Annotated in this window: 17 protein-coding genes; 11 read left to right on the top strand and 6 right to left on the bottom strand. The window is 42.5% G+C overall.

Annotation, left to right across the window (positions count from 1 at the left end; translation table 11 throughout):
* Positions 1-78: 78 nt before the first annotated feature.
* The gene (locus KZA12_RS01025; RefSeq protein WP_201622483.1) at positions 79-339 is read right to left on the bottom strand and encodes a SlyX family protein; all 261 of its coding nucleotides are present in this window, start codon (positions 337-339) and stop codon (positions 79-81) included.
* Positions 340-548: 209 nt separating this feature from the next.
* Between KZA12_RS01025 and KZA12_RS01020 the strand changes: the two genes are divergently transcribed.
* The 6 genes from KZA12_RS01020 (at position 549) to KZA12_RS00995 (ending at position 7,038) form a co-directional block, all read left to right on the top strand.
* The gene (locus KZA12_RS01020; protein WP_201622482.1) at positions 549-2,486 is read left to right on the top strand and encodes an ATP-binding cassette domain-containing protein; all 1,938 of its coding nucleotides are present in this window, start codon (positions 549-551) and stop codon (positions 2,484-2,486) included.
* A gap of 606 nt (positions 2,487-3,092) precedes the next feature.
* Positions 3,093-3,677, top strand: coding sequence for a ubiquinol-cytochrome c reductase iron-sulfur subunit (gene petA, locus KZA12_RS01015; protein WP_201622481.1), 585 nt, complete (start codon positions 3,093-3,095; stop codon positions 3,675-3,677).
* 22 nt (positions 3,678-3,699) lie between these two features.
* On the top strand, positions 3,700-4,905 hold the full coding sequence (locus KZA12_RS01010; RefSeq protein ID WP_201622526.1) for a cytochrome bc complex cytochrome b subunit: 1,206 nt from the start codon (positions 3,700-3,702) through the stop codon (positions 4,903-4,905).
* On the top strand, positions 4,905-5,621 hold the full coding sequence (locus tag KZA12_RS01005; protein WP_201622480.1) for a cytochrome c1: 717 nt from the start codon (positions 4,905-4,907) through the stop codon (positions 5,619-5,621). Before KZA12_RS01010 ends, KZA12_RS01005 begins: the two co-directional genes overlap by 1 nt.
* Before the next feature lie 308 nt (positions 5,622-5,929).
* The gene (locus KZA12_RS01000; RefSeq protein ID WP_201622479.1) at positions 5,930-6,544 is read left to right on the top strand and encodes a glutathione S-transferase N-terminal domain-containing protein; all 615 of its coding nucleotides are present in this window, start codon (positions 5,930-5,932) and stop codon (positions 6,542-6,544) included.
* 59 nt (positions 6,545-6,603) lie between these two features.
* Positions 6,604-7,038 carry a ClpXP protease specificity-enhancing factor gene (locus tag KZA12_RS00995; protein WP_218688911.1) on the top strand — a complete coding sequence of 145 codons (435 nt, stop codon included), beginning with the start codon at positions 6,604-6,606 and terminating at the stop codon, positions 7,036-7,038.
* Positions 7,039-7,142: 104 nt separating this feature from the next.
* Here KZA12_RS00995 and dcd read toward each other — a convergent pair whose 3' ends face one another.
* The 4 genes from dcd to KZA12_RS00975 all read right to left on the bottom strand — a co-directional run bounded on the left by dcd (position 7,143) and on the right by KZA12_RS00975 (position 11,800).
* Positions 7,143-7,718: a dCTP deaminase gene (gene dcd, locus KZA12_RS00990; protein WP_216582847.1), complete on the bottom strand. Its 576-nt coding sequence runs from the start codon at positions 7,716-7,718 to the stop codon at positions 7,143-7,145.
* A gap of 266 nt (positions 7,719-7,984) precedes the next feature.
* Complete coding sequence (apbC, locus tag KZA12_RS00985; protein WP_218688910.1) at positions 7,985-9,223, bottom strand: iron-sulfur cluster carrier protein ApbC; 1,239 nt, start codon at positions 9,221-9,223, stop codon at positions 7,985-7,987.
* A gap of 230 nt (positions 9,224-9,453) precedes the next feature.
* Positions 9,454-10,791, bottom strand: a complete 1,338-nt coding sequence (mgtE, locus tag KZA12_RS00980; protein WP_218688909.1) for a magnesium transporter — start codon at positions 10,789-10,791, stop codon at positions 9,454-9,456.
* A gap of 208 nt (positions 10,792-10,999) precedes the next feature.
* Positions 11,000-11,800 (bottom strand): 3-hydroxybutyrate dehydrogenase, encoded by an 801-nt coding sequence (locus KZA12_RS00975; protein ID WP_218688908.1) that lies wholly within the window; start codon positions 11,798-11,800, stop codon positions 11,000-11,002.
* Positions 11,801-12,597: 797 nt separating this feature from the next.
* Between KZA12_RS00975 and metG the strand changes: the two genes are divergently transcribed.
* The 5 genes from metG to KZA12_RS00950 all read left to right on the top strand — a co-directional run bounded on the left by metG (position 12,598) and on the right by KZA12_RS00950 (position 19,422).
* Entirely contained in the window at positions 12,598-14,700 is a 2,103-nt protein-coding gene (gene metG / locus KZA12_RS00970) for a methionine--tRNA ligase (RefSeq protein WP_218688907.1), read from the top strand.
* Between the two features lie 323 nt (positions 14,701-15,023).
* The gene (locus tag KZA12_RS00965) at positions 15,024-16,088 is read left to right on the top strand and encodes an ABC transporter substrate-binding protein (protein ID WP_218688906.1); all 1,065 of its coding nucleotides are present in this window, start codon (positions 15,024-15,026) and stop codon (positions 16,086-16,088) included.
* An 87-nt stretch (positions 16,089-16,175) separates the two neighbouring features.
* Positions 16,176-17,204, top strand: a complete 1,029-nt coding sequence (locus tag KZA12_RS00960; RefSeq protein WP_201622471.1) for an ABC transporter substrate-binding protein — start codon at positions 16,176-16,178, stop codon at positions 17,202-17,204.
* A 464-nt stretch (positions 17,205-17,668) separates the two neighbouring features.
* The gene (locus KZA12_RS00955; protein WP_201622470.1) at positions 17,669-18,568 is read left to right on the top strand and encodes an ABC transporter permease; all 900 of its coding nucleotides are present in this window, start codon (positions 17,669-17,671) and stop codon (positions 18,566-18,568) included.
* 59 nt (positions 18,569-18,627) lie between these two features.
* Positions 18,628-19,422, top strand: coding sequence for an ABC transporter ATP-binding protein (locus tag KZA12_RS00950; protein ID WP_218688905.1), 795 nt, complete (start codon positions 18,628-18,630; stop codon positions 19,420-19,422).
* Between the two features lie 155 nt (positions 19,423-19,577).
* Here KZA12_RS00950 and KZA12_RS00945 read toward each other — a convergent pair whose 3' ends face one another.
* Positions 19,578-20,234 carry a response regulator transcription factor gene (locus KZA12_RS00945; protein WP_201622468.1) on the bottom strand — a complete coding sequence of 219 codons (657 nt, stop codon included), beginning with the start codon at positions 20,232-20,234 and terminating at the stop codon, positions 19,578-19,580.
* Positions 20,235-20,240 lie beyond the last annotated feature (6 nt).

Genomic DNA, 20,240 nt, shown 5'->3' with positions numbered 1-20,240 from the left:
CGCTATTTGCCTATTATGACTAGGCAGTCATAAGGCGGTTATCATGATACTAACTTTACCCTGCCACTAGGACACCGATTAGTAGTGGGGCGGGCGGTCAGCCATGATATCGAATGGCGCAATGCCCTCCTCGCCGCTTTGACCTTCCACTTGTTTATAAACCAGTTGCAGCTGGCGTTGCAGATCACGAATATTTTTGTCTTGGTGAGTAATGACTTGATCTAGACGCTCTACCGTCATCTCTAAATGAGCCATAGTCATTTGTAGCTCAATCACTTGCTCTGTAAGTTCAGCTTGCACGTCAGCATGGTTGGCTGGCCGCGATGATGCTGTAGTCATAATTTTCTCAATAATGGTTTTGTTAGTAATACAGGGAGGTTAATAGAGGCTGTTACAGTAACTAGGATAAAGTTTTTTATAGCCACTAAACTGCTATGGGGGCATGTTATAATATTGGCAATTTAGTCACAGCCCTTATTGTAACAATAATAAGGGTTTTATTAGACTAAAACCTATTCCACTTACTATATATAAGCTTAAGATACTTTATGGCACTGATACATTTAAAAGATATTCATCTCGCCTTTGGCGTAGCTCCCGTTCTTGATGGCGTAGATTTTAGCATTGACGCCGGTGAGCGTGTGTGTTTAATCGGTCGCAATGGCGAAGGTAAATCCACTTTGTTCAAACTGATTAGTGGTACTTTGCAGCCTGATAGTGGCGAAGTCATTACTAGCAGTAGTGTACGTGTTGCTATGCTTGAGCAAGATGTCCCTGAAACTAGCGGTCGCATCTTAGATATCGTCATGGGTGGCAGTCGCCGCACTGCCGATCTACTGATCAGCTATAACCAGCAGACTAATCTTTGTGCGGATGGCGACATGGATGCCTGTGAGCGCATGGCCACTTTACAGCATGATATCGATGCGGTACATGGCTGGGATTTAGAGCGTGAAGCTACCCGATTAATCACTACTATGGGGCTTGATCCTAATGATGACTTGTCCTCATTATCCGGTGGTCGTAAGCGCCGAGTACTATTAGCCCGATCTTTGGTCACTAAGCCTGATGTGCTATTACTTGATGAGCCAACCAACCATTTAGACGTTGATAGTATCGAGTGGCTGGAACGCTTCTTGTTAGACTGGCAGGGTTTGACCTTATTATTCGTCACCCATGATAGAGCTTTTGTGAATAAACTGGCCACTCGTATCGTTGAGCTGGATCGTGGATTATTGACTAGCTATGATGTAACGCAAGGCGAAGGTGGCTATGCTCGCTATCAAGAGCTCAAAGAGCTACAACTACTAGCTGAAGAAAAGAATAATGCCAATTTTGATAAAAAACTGGCCCAAGAAGAAGTCTGGATTCGTCAAGGTATCAAGGCACGTCGTACCCGTAATGAAGGCCGTGTTCGTGAGCTAAAGGCCTTGCGTGAAGAGCGTGGTGGTCGTCGCGAGCAAGTCGGTAACGTCAATATTACTATGGATGCTGGCGAGAAAAGTGGCAAGCTAGTCTGTAAAGTCAAAAACTTGCATCTTGAATATGATGGTAATGTGCTAGTCGATAATTTCACTACTACTATCATGCGTGGCGACAAAATAGGTATTATTGGGCCAAACGGTGCCGGTAAGACTACTTTGATCAAAGCCTTGCTCGATATGTCTGACGATGAAGTTATCAAAACTGGTAATGTTGAATTGGGTACTAACCTCAAAATCGCCTTTTTTGATCAGCTGCGTGATCAGTTAGACCTAGAAGCTAGTGTCGCGCAAAATGTCTCAGAAGGCTCAGACTTCGTTGAAGTTGGCGGTCGCAAAACTCATATTATGAGCTATCTACAAGACTTCCTATTTGCTCCAGAGCGCGCACGTACTCCTGTTAAAGCCCTGTCAGGTGGTGAGCGTAACCGTGTACTACTAGCTAAGCAACTTCTTAAGCCTGCTAATATTCTAGTACTCGATGAGCCAACTAACGACTTGGATATGGCAACGCTTGAACTCTTAGAGGAGTCTGTAGCTAGCTTTAACGGCACTATATTGCTAATTAGTCATGATCGCTCATTTATGGATAACGTAGTCACTTCCACTTGGGTCTTTGATGAAGACGCAGAGGGTAAAGGCGTTGTGCAAGAGTACGTTGGTGGCTATCAAGAATACTTAGTACAAAAAAATCGTGCCCAAGCGGCACAAGCTGCTAAATCTAACACTGCTGCTACTAAGAGCACGGCTAAGCTTACACCAGCCGCTGTTAAGTCCAATAAAAGCACAAAAAAGCTTAACTTCAATGATCAGCGTGAGCTTGACGCTCTGCCAAAACAAATTGCCGCTTTAGAAACTGAACAAGCTGAGCTGCAACAGAAACTAGCCGATGGTTCTTGGTTCATCAAAGAATTTGATGCGGCTACTGTGGCTAGCGAACGCCTATTAGCTATTGAAGAAGAAATAATGGGCAAGCTTGAGCGTTGGGATACCCTTGAAGGCTAAGCTGTATTAGCTTGAAGGTTAAACTATAGTAGCTTTAAGGCTACACTATACGGCGTAGCCTACTGCATCTCTGAGTGGACAATCAATAGCCTTAAGTAAATACAAGGTTGTTGATTGAAAACTTTTAGTTTGAAAATATGTTGATTGGAAAACATCTTCCATTGCTGTCATTTAAAAATAAGTTTATCACCACAATGACAGGTGGATGGTAAGAGATGATTTTTGCTCTATTTTGTCTATTTACCTTACCGAAATATACTGAAAGTTAGTGAACATTGTCTTCATTTGCAGTATCATTCCCTATTGTTAAATACCCTTATAATTTATAAGGTAATCGATACCCCAACTTCGGTAATATATATCTTGTCTCAAACAGTGATGACAAGATGGCTACAGGCATTTTTATAATGTTTACCAGTCAAGTATAGCCTATCGGGTCTGCTTTATTTTTAACACAATAATTTGTTTTATGACCAAAATAGCTTAGAATAGCAACAATTAGCAAAATTAGGCACCGCTAAAGTGGCTGGTAACTGACATTGTAAATTTCTAAGACACAAACCCAGTGTGGGATAATCCCATTTCATTCACCTGGAGGAAGTATTAATGAGCCAAGCCGAAGGCGTTAATGTACAACGTCGTAGAGTTCTTATTGCCTCAACTGCCGCAATTGGCGCCGCTGGGGTAGCTGCTGTTGCCACCCCTTTTGTGCGCTCTTGGTATCCAAGTGCCAAAGCAGAAGCTGCTGGAGCAGCAGTTACCCAAGATATTGGTTCTGTCGAAGAAGGTCAAATGATCGTCGTGAAATATCGTGGCAAACCTATCTTTGTAGTCAAACGCACAGAAGAAATGTTAGGTAACTTAAAGCCAGTAATTCCATTACTCTCTGACCCTGACTCTCTTGCATCAGTGCAACCTGAATACTGTGCCAATCCTACACGTTCATTAGATCCATCAGTATTGGTGGTTGAAGGCGTGTGTACACATTTAGGCTGTGCTCCAAACTACCGCCCTGATGTTGGTGCAACTGACTTAGGTGGTAATGATTGGTATGGTGGGTTTTTCTGTCCTTGTCATGGCTCTAAATATGACTTAGCGGGTCGTGTTTATAGTGGCGTTCCAGCACCGCTAAATTTACCTATTCCAGAATATAGTATGGACGGTACCATCTTGACGGTTGGGGAGGCTTAACATGAGTATAGGCAAAAAACTTATGCACTGGGTGGACGCGCGTTTTCCAGCGACCGAAACCTATGAATATCATATGTCAAAGTATTATGCACCAAAGAACTTTAACTTTTGGTATTTCTTTGGTGTGCTATCTATGGTGGTATTGGTTAACCAATTGGTTACTGGTATCTGGCTTACGATGATGTATAACCCAAGTGCCGAAGGGGCATTCGCTTCGGTTGAGTACATCATGCGTGACGTAAAAGGTGGCTGGCTAATTCGTTATATGCACTCGACAGGCGCTTCAGCGTTCTTCGTAGTAGTATATTTGCACATGTTTAGAGCGCTACTTTATGGTTCATACCAAAAACCGCGTGAGCTTATTTGGCTTATCGGTATGGGTATCTACTTAGCATTGATGGCAGAAGGTTTCTTCGGGTATCTACTCCCTTGGGGCAACATGTCATTCTGGGGCGCACAGGTTATCTTGAACTTACCTGCAGCACTACCAGTGATTGGTGATGGTCTTGCCGAATGGGTACGTGGTGATTATATTATCTCAGGTATCACCCTTAACCGTTTCTTTGCCCTACACGTAGTGGCTATTCCATTAGTGTTAGTCGGCTTAGTGTTTATGCATTTGGTAGCTCTGCATCATGTGGGTTCAAATAACCCAGATGGTATCGACATCAAAAAGCTAAAAGACAAAAACGGTGTACCTTTAGATGGTATTGAATTCCATCCGTATTACACTGTGCATGACATGGTTGGTATTGTAGTGTTCTTTATCTGCTTCTTTGCTGTGATATTCTTCTTCCCAGAAGGCGGCGGTTTCTTCCTTGAGCCACCAAACTTTGAAGCGGCAAACTCACTGAAGACCCCAGCTCATATTGCACCAGTGTGGTATTACACCCCGTTCTATGCCATTTTACGAGCTGTTCCTAATAAGCTTGGTGGTGTTGTAGCGATGGGTGGTGCGATTGCGGTACTGTTCTTGATACCTTGGTTAGATAGATCACCTGTACGCTCTATGCGTTACAAAGGTATCTTATCGAAGGCTGCGTTAACTATCTTCGCTATCAGTTTTGTAGCTTTAGGATATTTAGGAGCGACGCCAACGACGCCAACAGCGACAGTAATGGCTCGAATATTCACTGTGTTATATTTCCTGTTCTTCTTATTGATGCCGTTTTACACTGCCATAGAGAAGTGTAAACAGCCACCAGAACGTGTCACCGGAGGTCACTAATGAGCACCTTAATCAAATACCTAACTGGTTTAGGCTTAGGCGTGGCATTGAGCTTTACTGCTGGCACTGCGCTAGCAGCAGAGGGTGGTGAATGTGGCGACTTTATCAATGCAGAAGGTTACACTGAGCATCTAGCTTGTAGTAAAGCCCCTATTGATTTTACCAATAAAGGCTCGCTACAAAACGGTGCTAAGATGTTTATGAACTACTGTGCTGGCTGTCACTCAGCCAAGTATGTTCGTCATTCTCGTATCGCTAAAGATTTAGAGATTCCGCCTGAATTGGTGGAAAAGTACTTGATGGTGACTACGGATCAGATCGGTGATCATATCAATGCTGAGATTGATCCTGAAGTTCAAGCATCTTGGTTTGGTGCTCCTCCTCCAGACTTGTCTTTAGAGACTAGACTGCGCGGTGATGATTGGGTTTATACCTACTTACTATCGTTTTATGAAGATCCAAGCCGTCCTTGGGGTGCTAACAACTTAGTTCTTAAAAACGTGGCCATGCCTCACGTGTTGAATAATCTTCAACAAGATCTAAGTGATGAAGAATTTAAATCTGAAGTTGGTGATTTGGTTAACTATATGGCTTGGATGGCTGAACCTGTCCGTCATGATCGTCAAGTAATCGGTTTCTTCGTAATTTTATTCTTGTTAGTATTACTGATTCCAGTTTGGTTATTGAATAAAGAATTCTGGAAAGACGTCAAATAATATTTTCTGTATAAACCCGCATTAGATACTGCTAGCTTTTAGCATTGGTTTTAAAAAAGGCACTACTTCGGTAGTGCCTTTTTTTAATGACCTTTTCTAATGGCATTTCTTATGTTATTTTTAATAAACGATTGATAACTAGTGATAATGATAAAAGCTAGCAGGGTAAAAGGGATAAATACTAGTCAAATAGTAGCTAAATCTTATATGTATAGCGGTACGATAAAAGCATAGATTACGCTTACCACCTTGATAAAAGCACTAACTTTGTTTACGATGGCAGCCTTAACCACTACCTTTAGGCTGCTATGATCGATGCAAATGACATTCCAAGTAGTCAGCTAATTTTATATGCTGATGACGGCTACGATAGTCATGTGGTGCGCCTATTGCTTGAAGAAAAAAAACTTGCTTACTACTTATCACGTCTGCATTCTGAGCGTCCTGAAGACTTAACGGAACTGAACCCTTATCATACTTTGCCAGTATTGCAGCAGCGTGAAATTGCTTTGTATGAGATCAATGTAATTTTTGAGTATTTAGAAGAGCGTTATCATGCAAATAAGCTGTTGCCAGATACGCCGCAAGAGCGTGCGCAATTTCGTCAATTGGCTTGGCGTATCCAGCATGATTGGTTGGTATTGGGCAAGCGCCTGTTAATGCATCCAGATAGTTTTAATAAGGCTCAGGCGCAGCAAGCCAAAAAGCAGCTTACAGACTCTCTGATTACTTTATCACCACTGTTCGCCCATAAATCGTATTTTATGGCTGATGATTTTGGCTGGTGTGATGTATTATTAGCACCTTTGTTATGGCGTTTAGGGGAGATGGATATCGAGCTGCCAAGGGCGATCAGTCGTCCATTGCTAGACTATCAAAGTCGTTTGTTTGAGCGTGATAGCTTTAAAAAGAGCGTACGTTGAATTAGTTGAATAAACCATTAACCACAACTTTTAAGTATTATTTGTAGAGGAATTATAAAATGAGCGATGCTACTACTTCAATTACTCCTACTCGCCCTTATATGGTACGTGCAATTTATCAGTGGATAGAAGACAACGATCTCACCCCTTATCTGATGGTTGATGCTACTGCTGAAAACGTGCAAATTCCTGTTGGGCATGTACAAGATGGTCGTATTGTATTAAATATAGCTAGCCGTGCTACTGGCAACATGAGTATGGAAAATGACTATGTGCATTTTAGTGCGCGCTTCGGTGGTGTATCACAAGAAATCTGGGTGCCAGTGAAGGCTATCTTAGGCATCTATGCTAAAGAGAACTCGCAAGGTATGTTCTTCGACCCTAATGAGTATGATAACTATCAACCAGCAGAAGAAGTTCCTGCCGCTACTACCCATGCAAAACTTGCCGCCCCTAAACGCCCTAACAAGGCCGGTTTAAAAGTTCTAAAATAAGGACTGATCGGCGGGGTACAAAAAAAGCTAGGCATATTAATTATGCCTAGCTTTTTTATATTTTAAGATCAAGAAAAACCTATCCGATCGCTTACGATCACCGATTAAGTTCTAGGCAAAGTCACTCCACGTTGACCTTGATACTTACCGCCACGATCTTTATAGCTAGTCTCGCAAACATCATCAGCATCACTTTGGAAGAACAGCATTTGGGCTACCCCTTCACCAGCATAAATACGCGCTGGTAAGTTGGTGGTATTACTAAACTCTAAAGTCACATGCCCTTCCCACTCCGGCTCTAGAGGTGTGACGTTAACGATAATGCCGCAACGTGCATAAGTCGACTTACCTAAGCAAATGGTCAATACGTCACGTGGAATACGGAAATATTCAACTGTGCGTGCCAGCGCAAATGAGTTAGGCGGAATAATACATTCGTCACCAACGATATCGATAAAGCTTTTTTCATCGAAATTCTTTGGATCAACGACTACGGAATGTACGTTAGTGAATACCTTAAACTCAGGAGCACAGCGCACATCATAGCCATAACTTGAAGTACCGTAGCTGATCAAGCGCTCACCAGCATCATTAAAACGTACTTGACCGGCTTCAAACGGCTCAATCATATTATGAGCTTCAGCTTGCTCACGAATCCAGCGGTCAGACTTAATAGACATTGTTAACCCTTAGCTTATTTACTAGAACATTTAATAGCGATGATTATACGGAATTACAGACTAAATTTATAGGCAGTTAGTGGATATAAATTAGGCAGTTAATGGATATAAATACAGCCTAGAGTCTTTTGTAAATTAGCGCTACTGTTAACACAAACCATAGCGCTAAACTCTATGCGTTTAATATTGGCATTGCAATTGCTATTAGCATTACTGCCATTAGCTACATTATCTTTAAAGTCGCTTAGACTTTGAGCTGATTAACCTTAAAAAATGCGCTTGTCATCGACAGGCTTAGCAAATTTATTAATATTGGCCTCGATATTCTTGGCAATGCTTATATAGTACGGTGCATACTCATCATTAGCAGAGACGCTAGGGTTTCCGGTATCTACTTGCGCACGAATACCGCTAGCTAAAGGCAGCTGTCCTAGTAACGGTACTTGGTAATGCTCAGCAAGATAGTCGCCACCACCAGCCCCAAAGATAGCTTCAGTATTGCCACAGTTACTACAAGTATGCAGCGCCATATTTTCTACTACCCCAAGTACTGGAATATTGGTCTTGTTAAACATCTCGATACCTTTTTGCGCATCGAGCAAGGCAATATGCTGCGGTGTAGTGACGATAACCGCACCAGTCACTGGGATACGCTGAGCTAGAGTCAATTGTATATCGCCGGTACCTGGTGGCATATCTATTACTAAATAATCGAGCTGTGGCCAATTGGTTTGATTATACAGCTGCATCAAGGCACCCGTTGCTTTTGGCCCACGCCAAGCTACTGGAGTATTATCGCCATCGAGTAAGCTACCGATAGACAACATCGCCAAACCACGTGCATTAACAGGGACAAACTGCTCATTCTCCAGCTCTGGCTTGACATCTTTGACCCCGAGCATCGTCGGCATGCTAGGACCATAAATATCAGCATCAAGTACCCCAACACGATTACCTAGCTGTTGTAGAGCTAAGGCAATATTCACAGTAGTAGTTGATTTACCAACACCGCCTTTACCGGAGGCTACTACAATAATATGACGAATACGGGGGTGGGCCGCCAGCGATGCTTGGGTAGGTGCAGCCTTAGTAATAGGCGGCTCTGCATTGGCTTGAGTCGCCGCCGCACTATGAGCATCAGAAGTGCTAGCGCTCTTGCTCATAGCGTCGGTAGTTTGCGGCATAGGCTTAGGTTTTGGCAAAGTAGAACCGCCCCCTTTAACAGGGGGTGGCAGACGCACGTTCATATGAATAGTCTTAATGCCATGTAGGTGTAGTAGCGAGCCGAGCTCTTGCTGCACAATCTCAGGATCGCTATCTTGTGGCAGACGCAAATCTAAAGTGAGCTCATCACCAACACGGTCTATGCCAGTCACCATTTGCGCAATACTGACGTTATTGACGTGATAACCAAGTAGCACTTTGTCAACAGCACTATCACGCTCGGCTTTTTGCGTAGCGGTTTCAGGTTTTTCTGGGGTTATTTTTTTTATAAAGTTAAACATAGCGGCCTTTACAGATTATGATCGATGGAGTTATAGAGTGTTTGATGCTATCAGTGTAGCCGAATTACAGCTATAAAAAAACCACAACGCCATTAGATATGACATTGTGGTTACAGAACGCTTATATCTTAACAGCAGCGTTAAACAGGCGCTACATCTAGCCCTTGATCACCAGCGGAAAATTAATGCATATCTACAGCGTACTAAAGCTTAAATCATGAGACTCACTATCAAACCACTAAGAACTTTGAAGCGATAAATAGATAAATCAGAACTCCTGAGACATCACATACCGAAGTAATTAAAGGGGCACTAGCAGTAGCCGGGTCGAAGCCAAATTTACTTAGTACAAAAGGTAAGCTCATACCAATCATGCAACCAATCATCACAACTGACATCATACTTAGCGCCAGTACTAGAGACAATATAGCGTCACCACGAAAATAACCGATGATAGAGATGGCAACGGCCATACTAGCGCCCAGCAACAAGGCAACCACAGATTCTCGGCCTAGTAGCGAGAACCAATCACGCATTACCACATCACCAGTCGCCAACGCTCGTACCATCAAAGTGGCGGACTGTGAGCCTGCATTACCGCCACTATCGACTAGTAGCGGTAAGAAAAATACCAGTACTAAGTTGGCAGCAATCACCTCTTCAAAGTGCGAGATACCAAACCCAGATAATAAGTTACCGAAGACTAAAAACACTAGCCAAAAGACGCGCTTGCGATATAGCAGGGTAATACTGACATCTTTTAACCTCCCCACCATAGTCGATACCCCACCTGACTTATGAAAATCGTCGGTAGCCTCTGCACTGGCGACATCCATAGCATCATCATGGGTAACTATCCCAACTAACGCCCCACTATCATCAATAACTGGCAAAGCAATTAGATCATAACGTGCTACCATTTTTGCCACATCTTCTTGATCGTCTTTGACGTGACAAAACACCGGAGAGTTCATCATGATGTCACTGATTAACCGCTCTGGAGTAGCCAGTATCAAGGCTCTTAATGACACTACACCTAGCAGCTTACGCTGATCATCGATCACATAAGCATGATAGATAGTCTCTGCATCGGGAGCTTCTCGTCGCAAATCATCGAGTGCCTCAGCGACGTTCATCTCAATACCTAAAGCTGCATAGTCCGAGGTCATCAAAGCGCCTGCAGTTCCTTCCTCATAAGCGGATAGTAGGCGAATATCTTCACGTTTTGCATGAGCTAATGCTGGCAATAGGGCATCACGCTGATCTTGCTGTAGACTTTTATATAAGTCAGTACGTTCATCAGCAGGCATCTCACCTACTATTCTGGCTAAACTGTCTCGAGGAAAGGTTTGTGCAAGTACTACTTGAATATCAGTTTCTAGATAGGAGAATATTTTTGATCGATTAGGCAGGCGCTCTAAGAGCTGGCAGGCAAATACGGGTTTGATTAGCGCCAATAGGTCAGCGATATCAATGGGGCGCAGCGCTTTAATTTGATTAATCGCTTTGTCGAATTGTTGTTGTTCGATAGCATTGCTTAAGGCTAAAGCCAGATTTTGATTTTTCATTATTTTTACTCCGTGCGCTTTTATATCTGCGCAGCAAGCAATCACTAAAAAGAACCAATAGTATTGGCTTGAGTTGATCGAAAAGAGGATGCTAATGCATTAACTTTTTATTAGCAAGCTGCAGGGGGCTAATAAAAAACCACAACGCCATTGAATGACCTTGTGGTGATATAAATACTCTTCTAGATTTCTAATTTAATGCAAAAAACTATCTCATGCACCAGCCATGACTAGCGTTGATAGACTGACCAGTGAAGACATTGCTTGGGAAGGCAGCTAAGAAAAGTGCCGTTTGTGAGACATCTTCAATAGTAGTAAATTCTTTATTAAGGGTATTAGCTAATAGAATATCGTTCACTACGGACTCTTCGCTAATACCTTTTTCGGCAGCTTGCAGTGGGATTTGCTCATTAACCATTGCGGTTCTGACAAAGCCTGGAGAGATCATATGCGAGCGGACGTTATGTGGTGCGCCTTCTTTGGCGACTGCACGGCACAAGCCCAACAGTCCGTGCTTGGCTGTAATATAAGGGGCTTTAAATAGCGATGCATCATGAGCATGAATAGAACCAATATAGATGATCGTGCCGCCTTTATTATCTTTATACATATGTTCTACAGCGGCTTTAGTAGTCAAGAACCCACCGTCTAAATGGGTAGCTAGCAGATTTTTCCAGTTATCAAAGGTCATCTTATTAATAGGGTTGATAAGCTGAATACCAGCGTTAGAAACTAGAATATCAATGCCGCCAAAGGTATCAATCAGCTGCTTAACACCGCTGTTAACGGCATCTTCAGATCGAACATCCATATCGATCGCTAACGCTTTGCCACCAGCTTTGGTGATGATATCGACGGTTTCTTGGGCACCTTCAAAATTAATATCAGCAACGCCGACGATAGCACCAGCTCTGGCGTATGTCTCAGCGATATCACGTCCGATACCAGCTGCTGCACCAGTGATTAAAGCTATTTTTCCAGTCAAATCTTGTTGTACTTGGGTCGCCATATATTGTCCTTATTATGGTTGATTGTCGTTGACACGTAGTAGTTGAAACGCTTTAAAAAGGTTTCTTATGACGTGCTGCAGAGTAAATAGTAGCAATCCATTTGCTATTATTTGAGGAAATGAAAATCAATTACGAGGTGTGCTTGAGTCTTATAGTGTTTACCAGTACTTGTTATTACTTATGAATAGTGCAGATAGTTTTTAATTATGATTTTGCTCAGGGTTCTATAGGGGGTTATTCTTATGCCTACTGCTAATTACCTTCGATGTTTATACTTGAGTATTTATAGAAGTAACTAGTTGTAGCATGCCATAGCCAACAGTGTTGGATATCTTTGATGATTGAGAATAATCGGTAACTGTGGAACAGCGGATGATTCGAAGAAGCAATTTTTTGCATCAAAATAAATGATTGGCTGTTGATTGGTATTATAAATATTCTGTAGTAGAGCGCTATAAGAGCAGTCTTAATAACTAAATTAACAGTGAACATCCATAGACTGGATTTAAGCGGTGATTTAATATATACCATTTATCGTCCTAATGCAGATTAATTTTCGATAATTATCCCTTGGAAAAGTTACCTCTATGATAAAAAAAAGTTATCAGTAATCATTTAAATGCTGTTTAGGGCTTCTAACAGTAGATAATTACTAAGCATTAGCACAAATTTGACTGAATTACGGTATCATAGACAGCATTTTTAAATTTTATAACTTAGCGGCGGTTAGTGACTATGTCTAAAGCTATACCGCTGCCAATAACTACTGTACTTATATTAATATAAAGGTGATTTTGTGCGTGAGATTTTAGTAACTAGTGCCCTGCCCTATGCTAATGGCTATATTCATTTGGGCCATCTTGTAGAATATATTCAAACTGATATTTGGGCACGTGCCATGAAAGCGCAAGGCCATCAGGTGACTTACGTCTGTGCCGATGATGCCCATGGCACCGCTATCATGCTCAAAGCTCAAGATAATAATGTTACTCCAGAAGAGCAAATCGCTACTGTTAAAGCTTCGCATGAAGCTGACTTTGCTAAATTTTTGATCGACTTTGATAATTATTATTCCACTCATTCAGAAGAGAACCAACATTTTTCAGAACTGATTTATCGTCGCCTAAAGAGTGCCGGTCACATCAGTACTCGTGATGTTGAGCAACTATTTGATCCTGAAAAGCAGCTATTTCTAGCCGATCGCTTTGTCAAAGGGACTTGCCCTGAATGCGCAGCTGCCGATCAGTATGGCGATAACTGCGAAGTCTGTGGTACCACTTATGATGCTATGGAGCTAAAAGACCCACGCTCAACCTTGTCAAATGCTACGCCAGTATTAAAAATATCTAAGCATTATTTCTTTGACTTGCCGGAATTTGATCAGTTTTTACGAGATTGGACACGTACTGATAAGCGCTTGCAACCGTCAGTTGCGAACAAGTTACAAGAATGGTTCGATGCTGGTCTTGCCAGTTGGGATATCTCTCGTGATGCGCCCTATTTTGGTTTTAAAATACCCGATACGCCAGCGGGTGAGCCTGACAAATACTTTTATGTATGGCTAGATGCACCAGTTGGCTATATGGCCAGCTTTAAGAACTTGTGTGAGCAGCGAGCAGGTACAGAGAATGCTCTAGATTTTGACCGCTATTGGATGCAAGAGAACGAACACAAAACCGAGGTTTATCACTTCATCGGTAAAGACATCGTGTACTTTCATGCGCTGTTTTGGCCAGCGATGCTTGCTGGTAGTGAGTTCCGTACCCCGACTGGAGTATTCGCTCATGGCTTCTTGATGGTCAATGGCGAAAAAATGAGTAAATCGCGCGGTACTTTTATCAAAGCCGAAACGTATGCTGAACACTTACATCCTGAATACTTGCGTTATTATTTTGCCAGTAAGCTGTCTGATAAAGTTGAGGATATCAACCTCGATTTAGAAGACTTTATGCAAAAAGTCAATTCTGACTTAGTCGGAAAAGTGGTCAATATTGCTAGTCGCAGTGCTGGGTTCTTAGTAAAAAAATACGATGGTAAATTATCAGAGATCTGCGCAGAACCGCGCCTATTAGAAGACATCACTAAGACCGGTGATGAGATTGCGGCAGCTTATGAAAACCGTGAATTCTCCCGAGCCATGCGCTTAATTATGCAATGTGCTGACAAAGCTAATGAATATATCGATGAGAAAAAACCTTGGTCGCTAGCCAAACAAGAAGGTGCTGAACAAGAAGTTCAAGATGTCTGCTCAGTAGCTATCAATATCTTCCGCCAACTGATGGTTTATTTGGCGCCAGTATTGCCTGAGCTTACTGCTAACGCTAAAGAATTCTTAAATATCGATGACCTAAGCTTTGCCAGTCGTAACCAATGGTTGCTAGGCCATCAGATTAATAAGTTCAAACCTTTAATGCAGCGTATCGAAGAAAAAGATATAGAGGCTATGGTAGAAGCTTCAAAAGCGTCGTTAGCCCCTACCCCTGATGCGGCAGCTGCGCTGGCTTCTACTAGTGCTACTATGGCGGCGGTTAAAGCCGACAATAATGTTGATGCTGATGCTGAGCAAACTGACTATATCGGTATTGATGACTTCAGCAAAGTTGAGATGAAAGTCGCTCATGTCATTGCTTGTAATCATGTCGAAGGTGCAGATAAGTTATTGCAATTCACCTTAGATGTTGGTGAAGATAAGCCACGCAATGTATTTAGTGGTATTCGTAAATTTTATGAGCCTGAACAACTGGTAGATAAAAAAGTGATTTGCGTTACTAACTTGGCACCACGCAAGATGAAGTTCGGCATATCTGAAGGTATGGTACTGTCTACTGGTAATCCAAAGACCCAGCTAACGGTTATTACTCTACCTGACAACTGTGTCATTGGTGACCTTTTGGCTTAATGGCTTAAATAGCAGCTAAACACCCTAAAACACTAAATGAGATGCCCGCTGTGGCATCTTTTTTATGGCTGATAATTTATTATAAATTAATAATTATTAGGTCTACTATCAGGTCGGTTATGTTCTTATAGTCAGCTATTGGCTTCAATAAGCCTTATGGCTCAATTACTTATTGCGATTAGTTACATTACTGTCATAATATAGCTATTCAGATTAACGAAACGATTACTTTAAGGGTCGCCCATCAGCAAAACTTTATATCTACTTATGGTATTGCTAGATGACTGACTAGTACTTTCCAACTTAAGAGTTAACCTAATAAAATGACTATTGCCTCTACTCTACGCCTAAGCTTATACGGAGTTACCATCAGCGCCCTTAGCATATTTTCTGCTATTGGCTGCTCGAACTCTTCTACCGAAACTACTGTGGCTGCTGATCAAAGCAGCACTACAGCGGACAAGCCCATTAAGACCATAGCCATCACTCAGATCGTTGAGCATCCCTCTTTAGATGATATGCGTCGTGGCATTATTGATGAGCTGGCAGATAATGGCTATGTAGAAGGCAAGAATCTAAAAGTCAACTTTCAAAGTGCGCAAGGTAATACCGCCACAGCAGGACAGATCGCCAAACAATTCGTTGGCGACAACCCTGATGCTATCGTTGCTATCTCCACCCCATCAGCCCAGTCTATAGTTTCGGCCACCACCACGATACCTATCGTCTATACTGCGGTTTCTGATCCGCTAGGCGCTAAACTTATCACTGCTGATGGTAAGCCATTTCAGGATAACTTAACCGGTCTATCAAGCCAGCTACCATTAGAGCCTCAATTGGATCTACTGCAACAGCTTAAGCCTGATCTTAAGACTATCGGCTACGTCTATAGCCCTGGTGAGGCCAACTCAGTTTCATTACGTGATGATCTAAAAGCAGCGCTGCCAGCACGTGGTCTCAAGTTGCTAGATATCCCAGCCAATCGTCCAACTGACATAGGGATGGCAACTCGCAGCCTGCAAGGACGGGCAGAAATCATCTATACTTCATTTGATAATAATGTAGCCTCTGCTTTTGAAGCGATGACTCAAGCAGCTAATGAGCTGCGTATGCCCATCGTAGCTTCTGATGAGTTCAGCGTTCAGCGCGGTGCAACAGCAGCTCTTGGGGTTAATGATTATGACTTCGGTCGAGTCACTGGCAAGATGGTTTACCGCATATTAAATGGTGAAGCGGTCAATACTATTAAGCCACAAGTTATGAATGATCTGACTTTATATGTCAGTCCTAAGCATGCCAAAGCACAAGGGGTAAGCCTACCTGCTGACATGCTCAAAAAAGCTATCAATGTTGATACTAAAAGTAGTACTGAGACCGCTGCTAAGTAGCAGCTAGGAGTTACCATAATCCTTTTTTAGAGTTTAGCGCTTTTTCATTTATCGTATGGATACACTATTATTTTAGGAGTAACACCCATGTTCTATCAGAATCGTTTTGCGAAAGCTTTATTATTGGGCGGTGTTTGTACTGCTATCTTGACGGGCTGCAACCAAGCACCAAAAGAGGATGCTAAGAGTGCCGATGGCGCCGCAAGTGCTGACACTAGCCTAGCTATGAAAACAGTAGCCATTACTGCTATCGTTGAGCATCCAGCACTCGATGAAGTGCGCAAAGGCGTTATTGATGAGTTAAAAGAAGCTGGCTTTAAAGAGGGCGAAAACTTAAAGGTTAACTTCCAAAGTGCGCAAGGCAATACCGCTACTGCAGGTCAGATTGCTAAGCAGTTTGTCGCAGATCAGGCAGATGTTATCGTCGCTATTGGTACCCCGTCAGCACAGTCAGTAGCTGCTGCTACTAGTACCATTCCCTTAGTATTCTCAGCCGTTACCGATCCAGTAGAAGCTAAACTAGTCTCTAAGCTTGACGGTTCTGGCACTAACGTTACTGGTGGTTCTGATGCGCTTCCTTATGAGCCACAGATCGAATTGATGCGCCAAATTATCCCAAGTCTTAAGAATGTCGGTTATGTTTATAGCCCAGGTGAAGTCAACTCAACGATTATCTTAAAGAATCTTAAAGAGAAGCTTACGCCGCTCGGTATCAATGTATTAGAAGCTCCTGCTCAGCGCAGTACTGATATTGCTATGGCTGCTCGTAGTTTAGAAGGTAAAGTCGATATGATTTATACTTCAACGGATAATAACGTGGTTTCGGCTTATGAGTCTTTATATCAAGTAGCTAAAGAAAGCAAAATTCCATTGATTGCCTCGGATACTAGTTCTGTTGAGCGTGGTGCTATTGCTGCTTTAGGGGTTGATTACTATGCTCTAGGTCGCGAAACAGGCAAAATTGTAGCGCGTATTTTAAAGGGTGAGAAACCAGGTGAAATCGCTGTTTATACGCCGCAAGCGCTTAACTTATACGTCAGTCCAAAACATGCTACTGAGCAAGGTATTACTTTGCCACAAGCGGTCATCGACAAAGCTAAAGAAGTAGTAAAATAGCTCACCGTCATTACTGCCTGAGTAGTAATTAATAGAAGAGGCGTGGGCCGAGTTATGATAGTAGTGCCCTTGAAAAGGTTACTGCTGCAAGCTTAAAGTTAGAGGTAGTTGTTTAACCGCTTTCAATCCACGCCTTGCTGTTACTAGCAGCTAATAGCTCTAGTAATAGCACTAACCAGTCATTATCGACTATTAACGGTTAATTGCCCTAAAAGGGATAATATTTACTCTTATCATTATCTATTTTAGCGTTATAATATAGTTCACAAAATATAGAAGCCGCCCAGCTATCCTTTAATAGACTGGGCTTGTTTTTTAAGGTTTAAAACTGAAAATTTATGTTAATTCCTCACTGTAAACTGTTTTGGTTCACTATAACTGCAGATTGTCTGATCTGTTAAACTTACCGCTCAATAGCGACTGAGAGTGTTCAGTAGCTTGTAGCTATGACTTATTGATTCCTTATGTCTTTAATTGCTTTTTTTGGCGCGCTTGAAAGTGGCCTAATCTATGGTTTAGTAGCACTAGGTGTGCTGATCTCCTTTAGAACCTTAGACTTCCCCGACTTAACTGCTGATGGTAGTTTTCCATTAGGCGGCGCAGTTGCGGGTATTTCCATCGTTGCTGGAATCAATCCTTGGTTGGCTTGTGCTCTTGGCATGCTCGCTGGTTCTGTTGCTGGTATCGTCACTGCTTGGCTACATGTCAAACTGGGTATTCTACAGTTGCTAGCCAGTATCTTGGTAATGGTCGCCCTCTATTCAGTCAATCTACGTATCATGGGTGCGCCAAACTTACCGCTATTGGGTGAGAATACGGTATTTAGCTCATTGGTCACCGATGGCAATGGCTATTGGATGCGCTGTGTGATTATCGGCGCAGTAATCATCATCGCTAAGCTGTTTTTAGATTGGTTTTATAGTACAGAAACCGGTCTATCTATGCGGGCTACTGGCTCCAATTTGCGCATGGCACAAGCGCAAGGTATCAATACCTCGTGGATGACTATCACTGGTATGGCAGTATCGAATGGCTTGATTGCCTTGGCGGGTGCGCTGTTTGTACAGACGCAAGGTGGTGCAGATATCTCTATAGGTATTGGTACTATCGTCATCGGTTTAGCTGCGGTTATCATTGGCGAGACTATCATTCCAGCCAAACGTATTTGGTTGATTACTTTAGCGGTTATCGTTGGCGCGATACTCTATAAGCTATTTATTCAAGTGGCGCTATCAAGTGATACTCTACGTAGTATTGGCTTTGGACCACAAGACTTAAACTTGATTACTGCCCTATTGGTGGTCATTGCTTTAGTATTACCCAAAGCTAAAAATAAATTCTTGAGTCGCAAACTTCGGGCTTAGCATCTATCCATTTTAGCCTATTAGCCACTGTATATAAGCAAGTAGAAGGAATCACGATTATGATGCAAGCTACAGATTTGCGCTTGACCTTTAATCCAGGCACACCTATTGAAAACCCTGCGCTACGCGGTATCAACTTAAATATTGCTGATGGCGAATTTGTCACCGTCATTGGAACTAATGGTGCTGGTAAATCGACGTTTTTGAATGCGGTCAGCGGTACTACACGGGTAGATAGTGGCTCCATTTTACTCAATGGCATTGATGTGACCAAAAAGAGTGCTCATCAACGTGCTCATTGGGTGGCTCGCGTGTTTCAAGACCCTATGGCTGGAACTTGTGAAGCGCTAACTATTGAAGAAAACATGGCTTTGGCCTATAAACGCGGTGGCAAACGTGGGCTAAGCTTCGCTCTTAACGCCACTAACCGTGAGCTATTTAAAGAAAAGCTCTCAGTATTGAAACTGGGACTTGAAAACCGTTTGACCGATCGTATGGGTTTACTCTCTGGTGGTCAACGTCAAGCAGTCAGCCTATTGATGGCCTCTTTACAACCCTCAAAGATCCTATTACTCGATGAGCATACTGCGGCTCTTGATCCTAAGACTGCTGCTTTTGTATTAGAGCTGACCGACAAGATCGTAACTGACAATAAGCTGACGACAATGATGGTCACCCACTCTATGCAGCAAGCCTTAGCGCATGGCACTAGAACGGTGATGCTACACCAAGGACAAGTGGTTTTGGATGTGGCAGGAAATGCTCGCCAAGGGATGACTGTCCACGATTTGCTCGATATGTTTGAGCAAACCCGTGGTGAAAAAGTAGAAGATGATAGTTTGATATTGAGCTAGATCTAGCCCAATAATCCGCTTAACCAAAAGCCCATTTCTAAATTGAAAATGGGCTTTTTATTTGCTAGTCATATTAAATATAAAAGGTATAACTATTTATATTTAGGTTTTTTGTATTTATTAGCAAACAGCAAACAGCAATCAGCAATCAGCAATTACAAATCCAATAGTGCCAACTTTTGAATTAACTCACTAACGTGCTGCGCTTCCATCTTCTTCATTACTTGTGAGCGATGCACTTCTACTGTGCGTACTGCTATATCTAGATGATCAGCAATTATTTTATTTAAATTACCTTGCATAAGCTCATTGGCGACTTGTTTCTCTTTATCAGTCAGCTGAGTATAGAGCTTACGAATATAATAAAGCTTGGCACGTTTGCAGGTCAAGGCTTGCGCACTGGCCAGTGCTTCTTGCAAACGACGGCTATTAATAGGCTTTTCTAAATAATCTGCCGCCCCCTCTTTCAACATCATTACTGCATCGCTAATTTCACCATTGCCCGTTAGAGCAATCAAAGCTATAGGACTTTTTTTATTATTAAGATGAGCTTGTAGCTCCTGCCCACTCATATCAGGCAGCATTAAATCACTGATAACGACCGCAGGACTATAAATATCTACTTCAGCCAAAAACGTCACTGCGCTCGCCCATAGTTGGGTCACTAACCCTAGACTGCTCAACAAAAACTCGCAAGAAGTACGCACACTCTCCTCGTCATCAATAATATGAATCAGCAGCTGCTCATCATAAAATCTATCATCGCCCGTCAAAGGATCAGGCGGGTCGCTTGGCGTAGGCAAAGAAGTCATAGGCTA

It is taken from the genome of Psychrobacter sp. BF1 (genome assembly GCF_019279065.1).
In the GTDB taxonomy this organism is placed as follows: domain Bacteria; phylum Pseudomonadota; class Gammaproteobacteria; order Pseudomonadales; family Moraxellaceae; genus Psychrobacter; species Psychrobacter urativorans.
Note: the sequence above shows the minus strand (reverse complement) of the source record. Positions and strands in the feature narration are given on the sequence as shown.

Bases quoted from the DNA above. Each gene is read 5' to 3' on its own strand.
- KZA12_RS01025 (WP_201622483.1), bottom strand. From the start codon at position 339: ATGACTACAGCATCATCGCGGCCAGCCAACCATGCTGACGTGCAAGCT.
- KZA12_RS01020 (WP_201622482.1), top strand. From the start codon at position 549: ATGGCACTGATACATTTAAAAGATATTCATCTCGCCTTTGGCGTAGCT.
- petA (WP_201622481.1), top strand. From the start codon at position 3,093: ATGAGCCAAGCCGAAGGCGTTAATGTACAACGTCGTAGAGTTCTTATT.
- KZA12_RS01010 (WP_201622526.1), top strand. From the start codon at position 3,700: ATGCACTGGGTGGACGCGCGTTTTCCAGCGACCGAAACCTATGAATAT.
- KZA12_RS01005 (WP_201622480.1), top strand. From the start codon at position 4,905: ATGAGCACCTTAATCAAATACCTAACTGGTTTAGGCTTAGGCGTGGCA.
- KZA12_RS01000 (WP_201622479.1), top strand. From the start codon at position 5,930: ATGATCGATGCAAATGACATTCCAAGTAGTCAGCTAATTTTATATGCT.
- KZA12_RS00995 (WP_218688911.1), top strand. From the start codon at position 6,604: ATGAGCGATGCTACTACTTCAATTACTCCTACTCGCCCTTATATGGTA.
- dcd (WP_216582847.1), bottom strand. From the start codon at position 7,718: ATGTCTATTAAGTCTGACCGCTGGATTCGTGAGCAAGCTGAAGCTCAT.
- apbC (WP_218688910.1), bottom strand. From the start codon at position 9,223: ATGTTTAACTTTATAAAAAAAATAACCCCAGAAAAACCTGAAACCGCT.
- mgtE (WP_218688909.1), bottom strand. From the start codon at position 10,791: ATGAAAAATCAAAATCTGGCTTTAGCCTTAAGCAATGCTATCGAACAA.
- KZA12_RS00975 (WP_218688908.1), bottom strand. From the start codon at position 11,800: ATGGCGACCCAAGTACAACAAGATTTGACTGGAAAAATAGCTTTAATC.
- KZA12_RS00965 (WP_218688906.1), top strand. From the start codon at position 15,024: ATGACTATTGCCTCTACTCTACGCCTAAGCTTATACGGAGTTACCATC.
- KZA12_RS00960 (WP_201622471.1), top strand. From the start codon at position 16,176: ATGTTCTATCAGAATCGTTTTGCGAAAGCTTTATTATTGGGCGGTGTT.
- KZA12_RS00955 (WP_201622470.1), top strand. From the start codon at position 17,669: ATGTCTTTAATTGCTTTTTTTGGCGCGCTTGAAAGTGGCCTAATCTAT.
- KZA12_RS00950 (WP_218688905.1), top strand. From the start codon at position 18,628: ATGATGCAAGCTACAGATTTGCGCTTGACCTTTAATCCAGGCACACCT.
- KZA12_RS00945 (WP_201622468.1), bottom strand. From the start codon at position 20,234: ATGACTTCTTTGCCTACGCCAAGCGACCCGCCTGATCCTTTGACGGGC.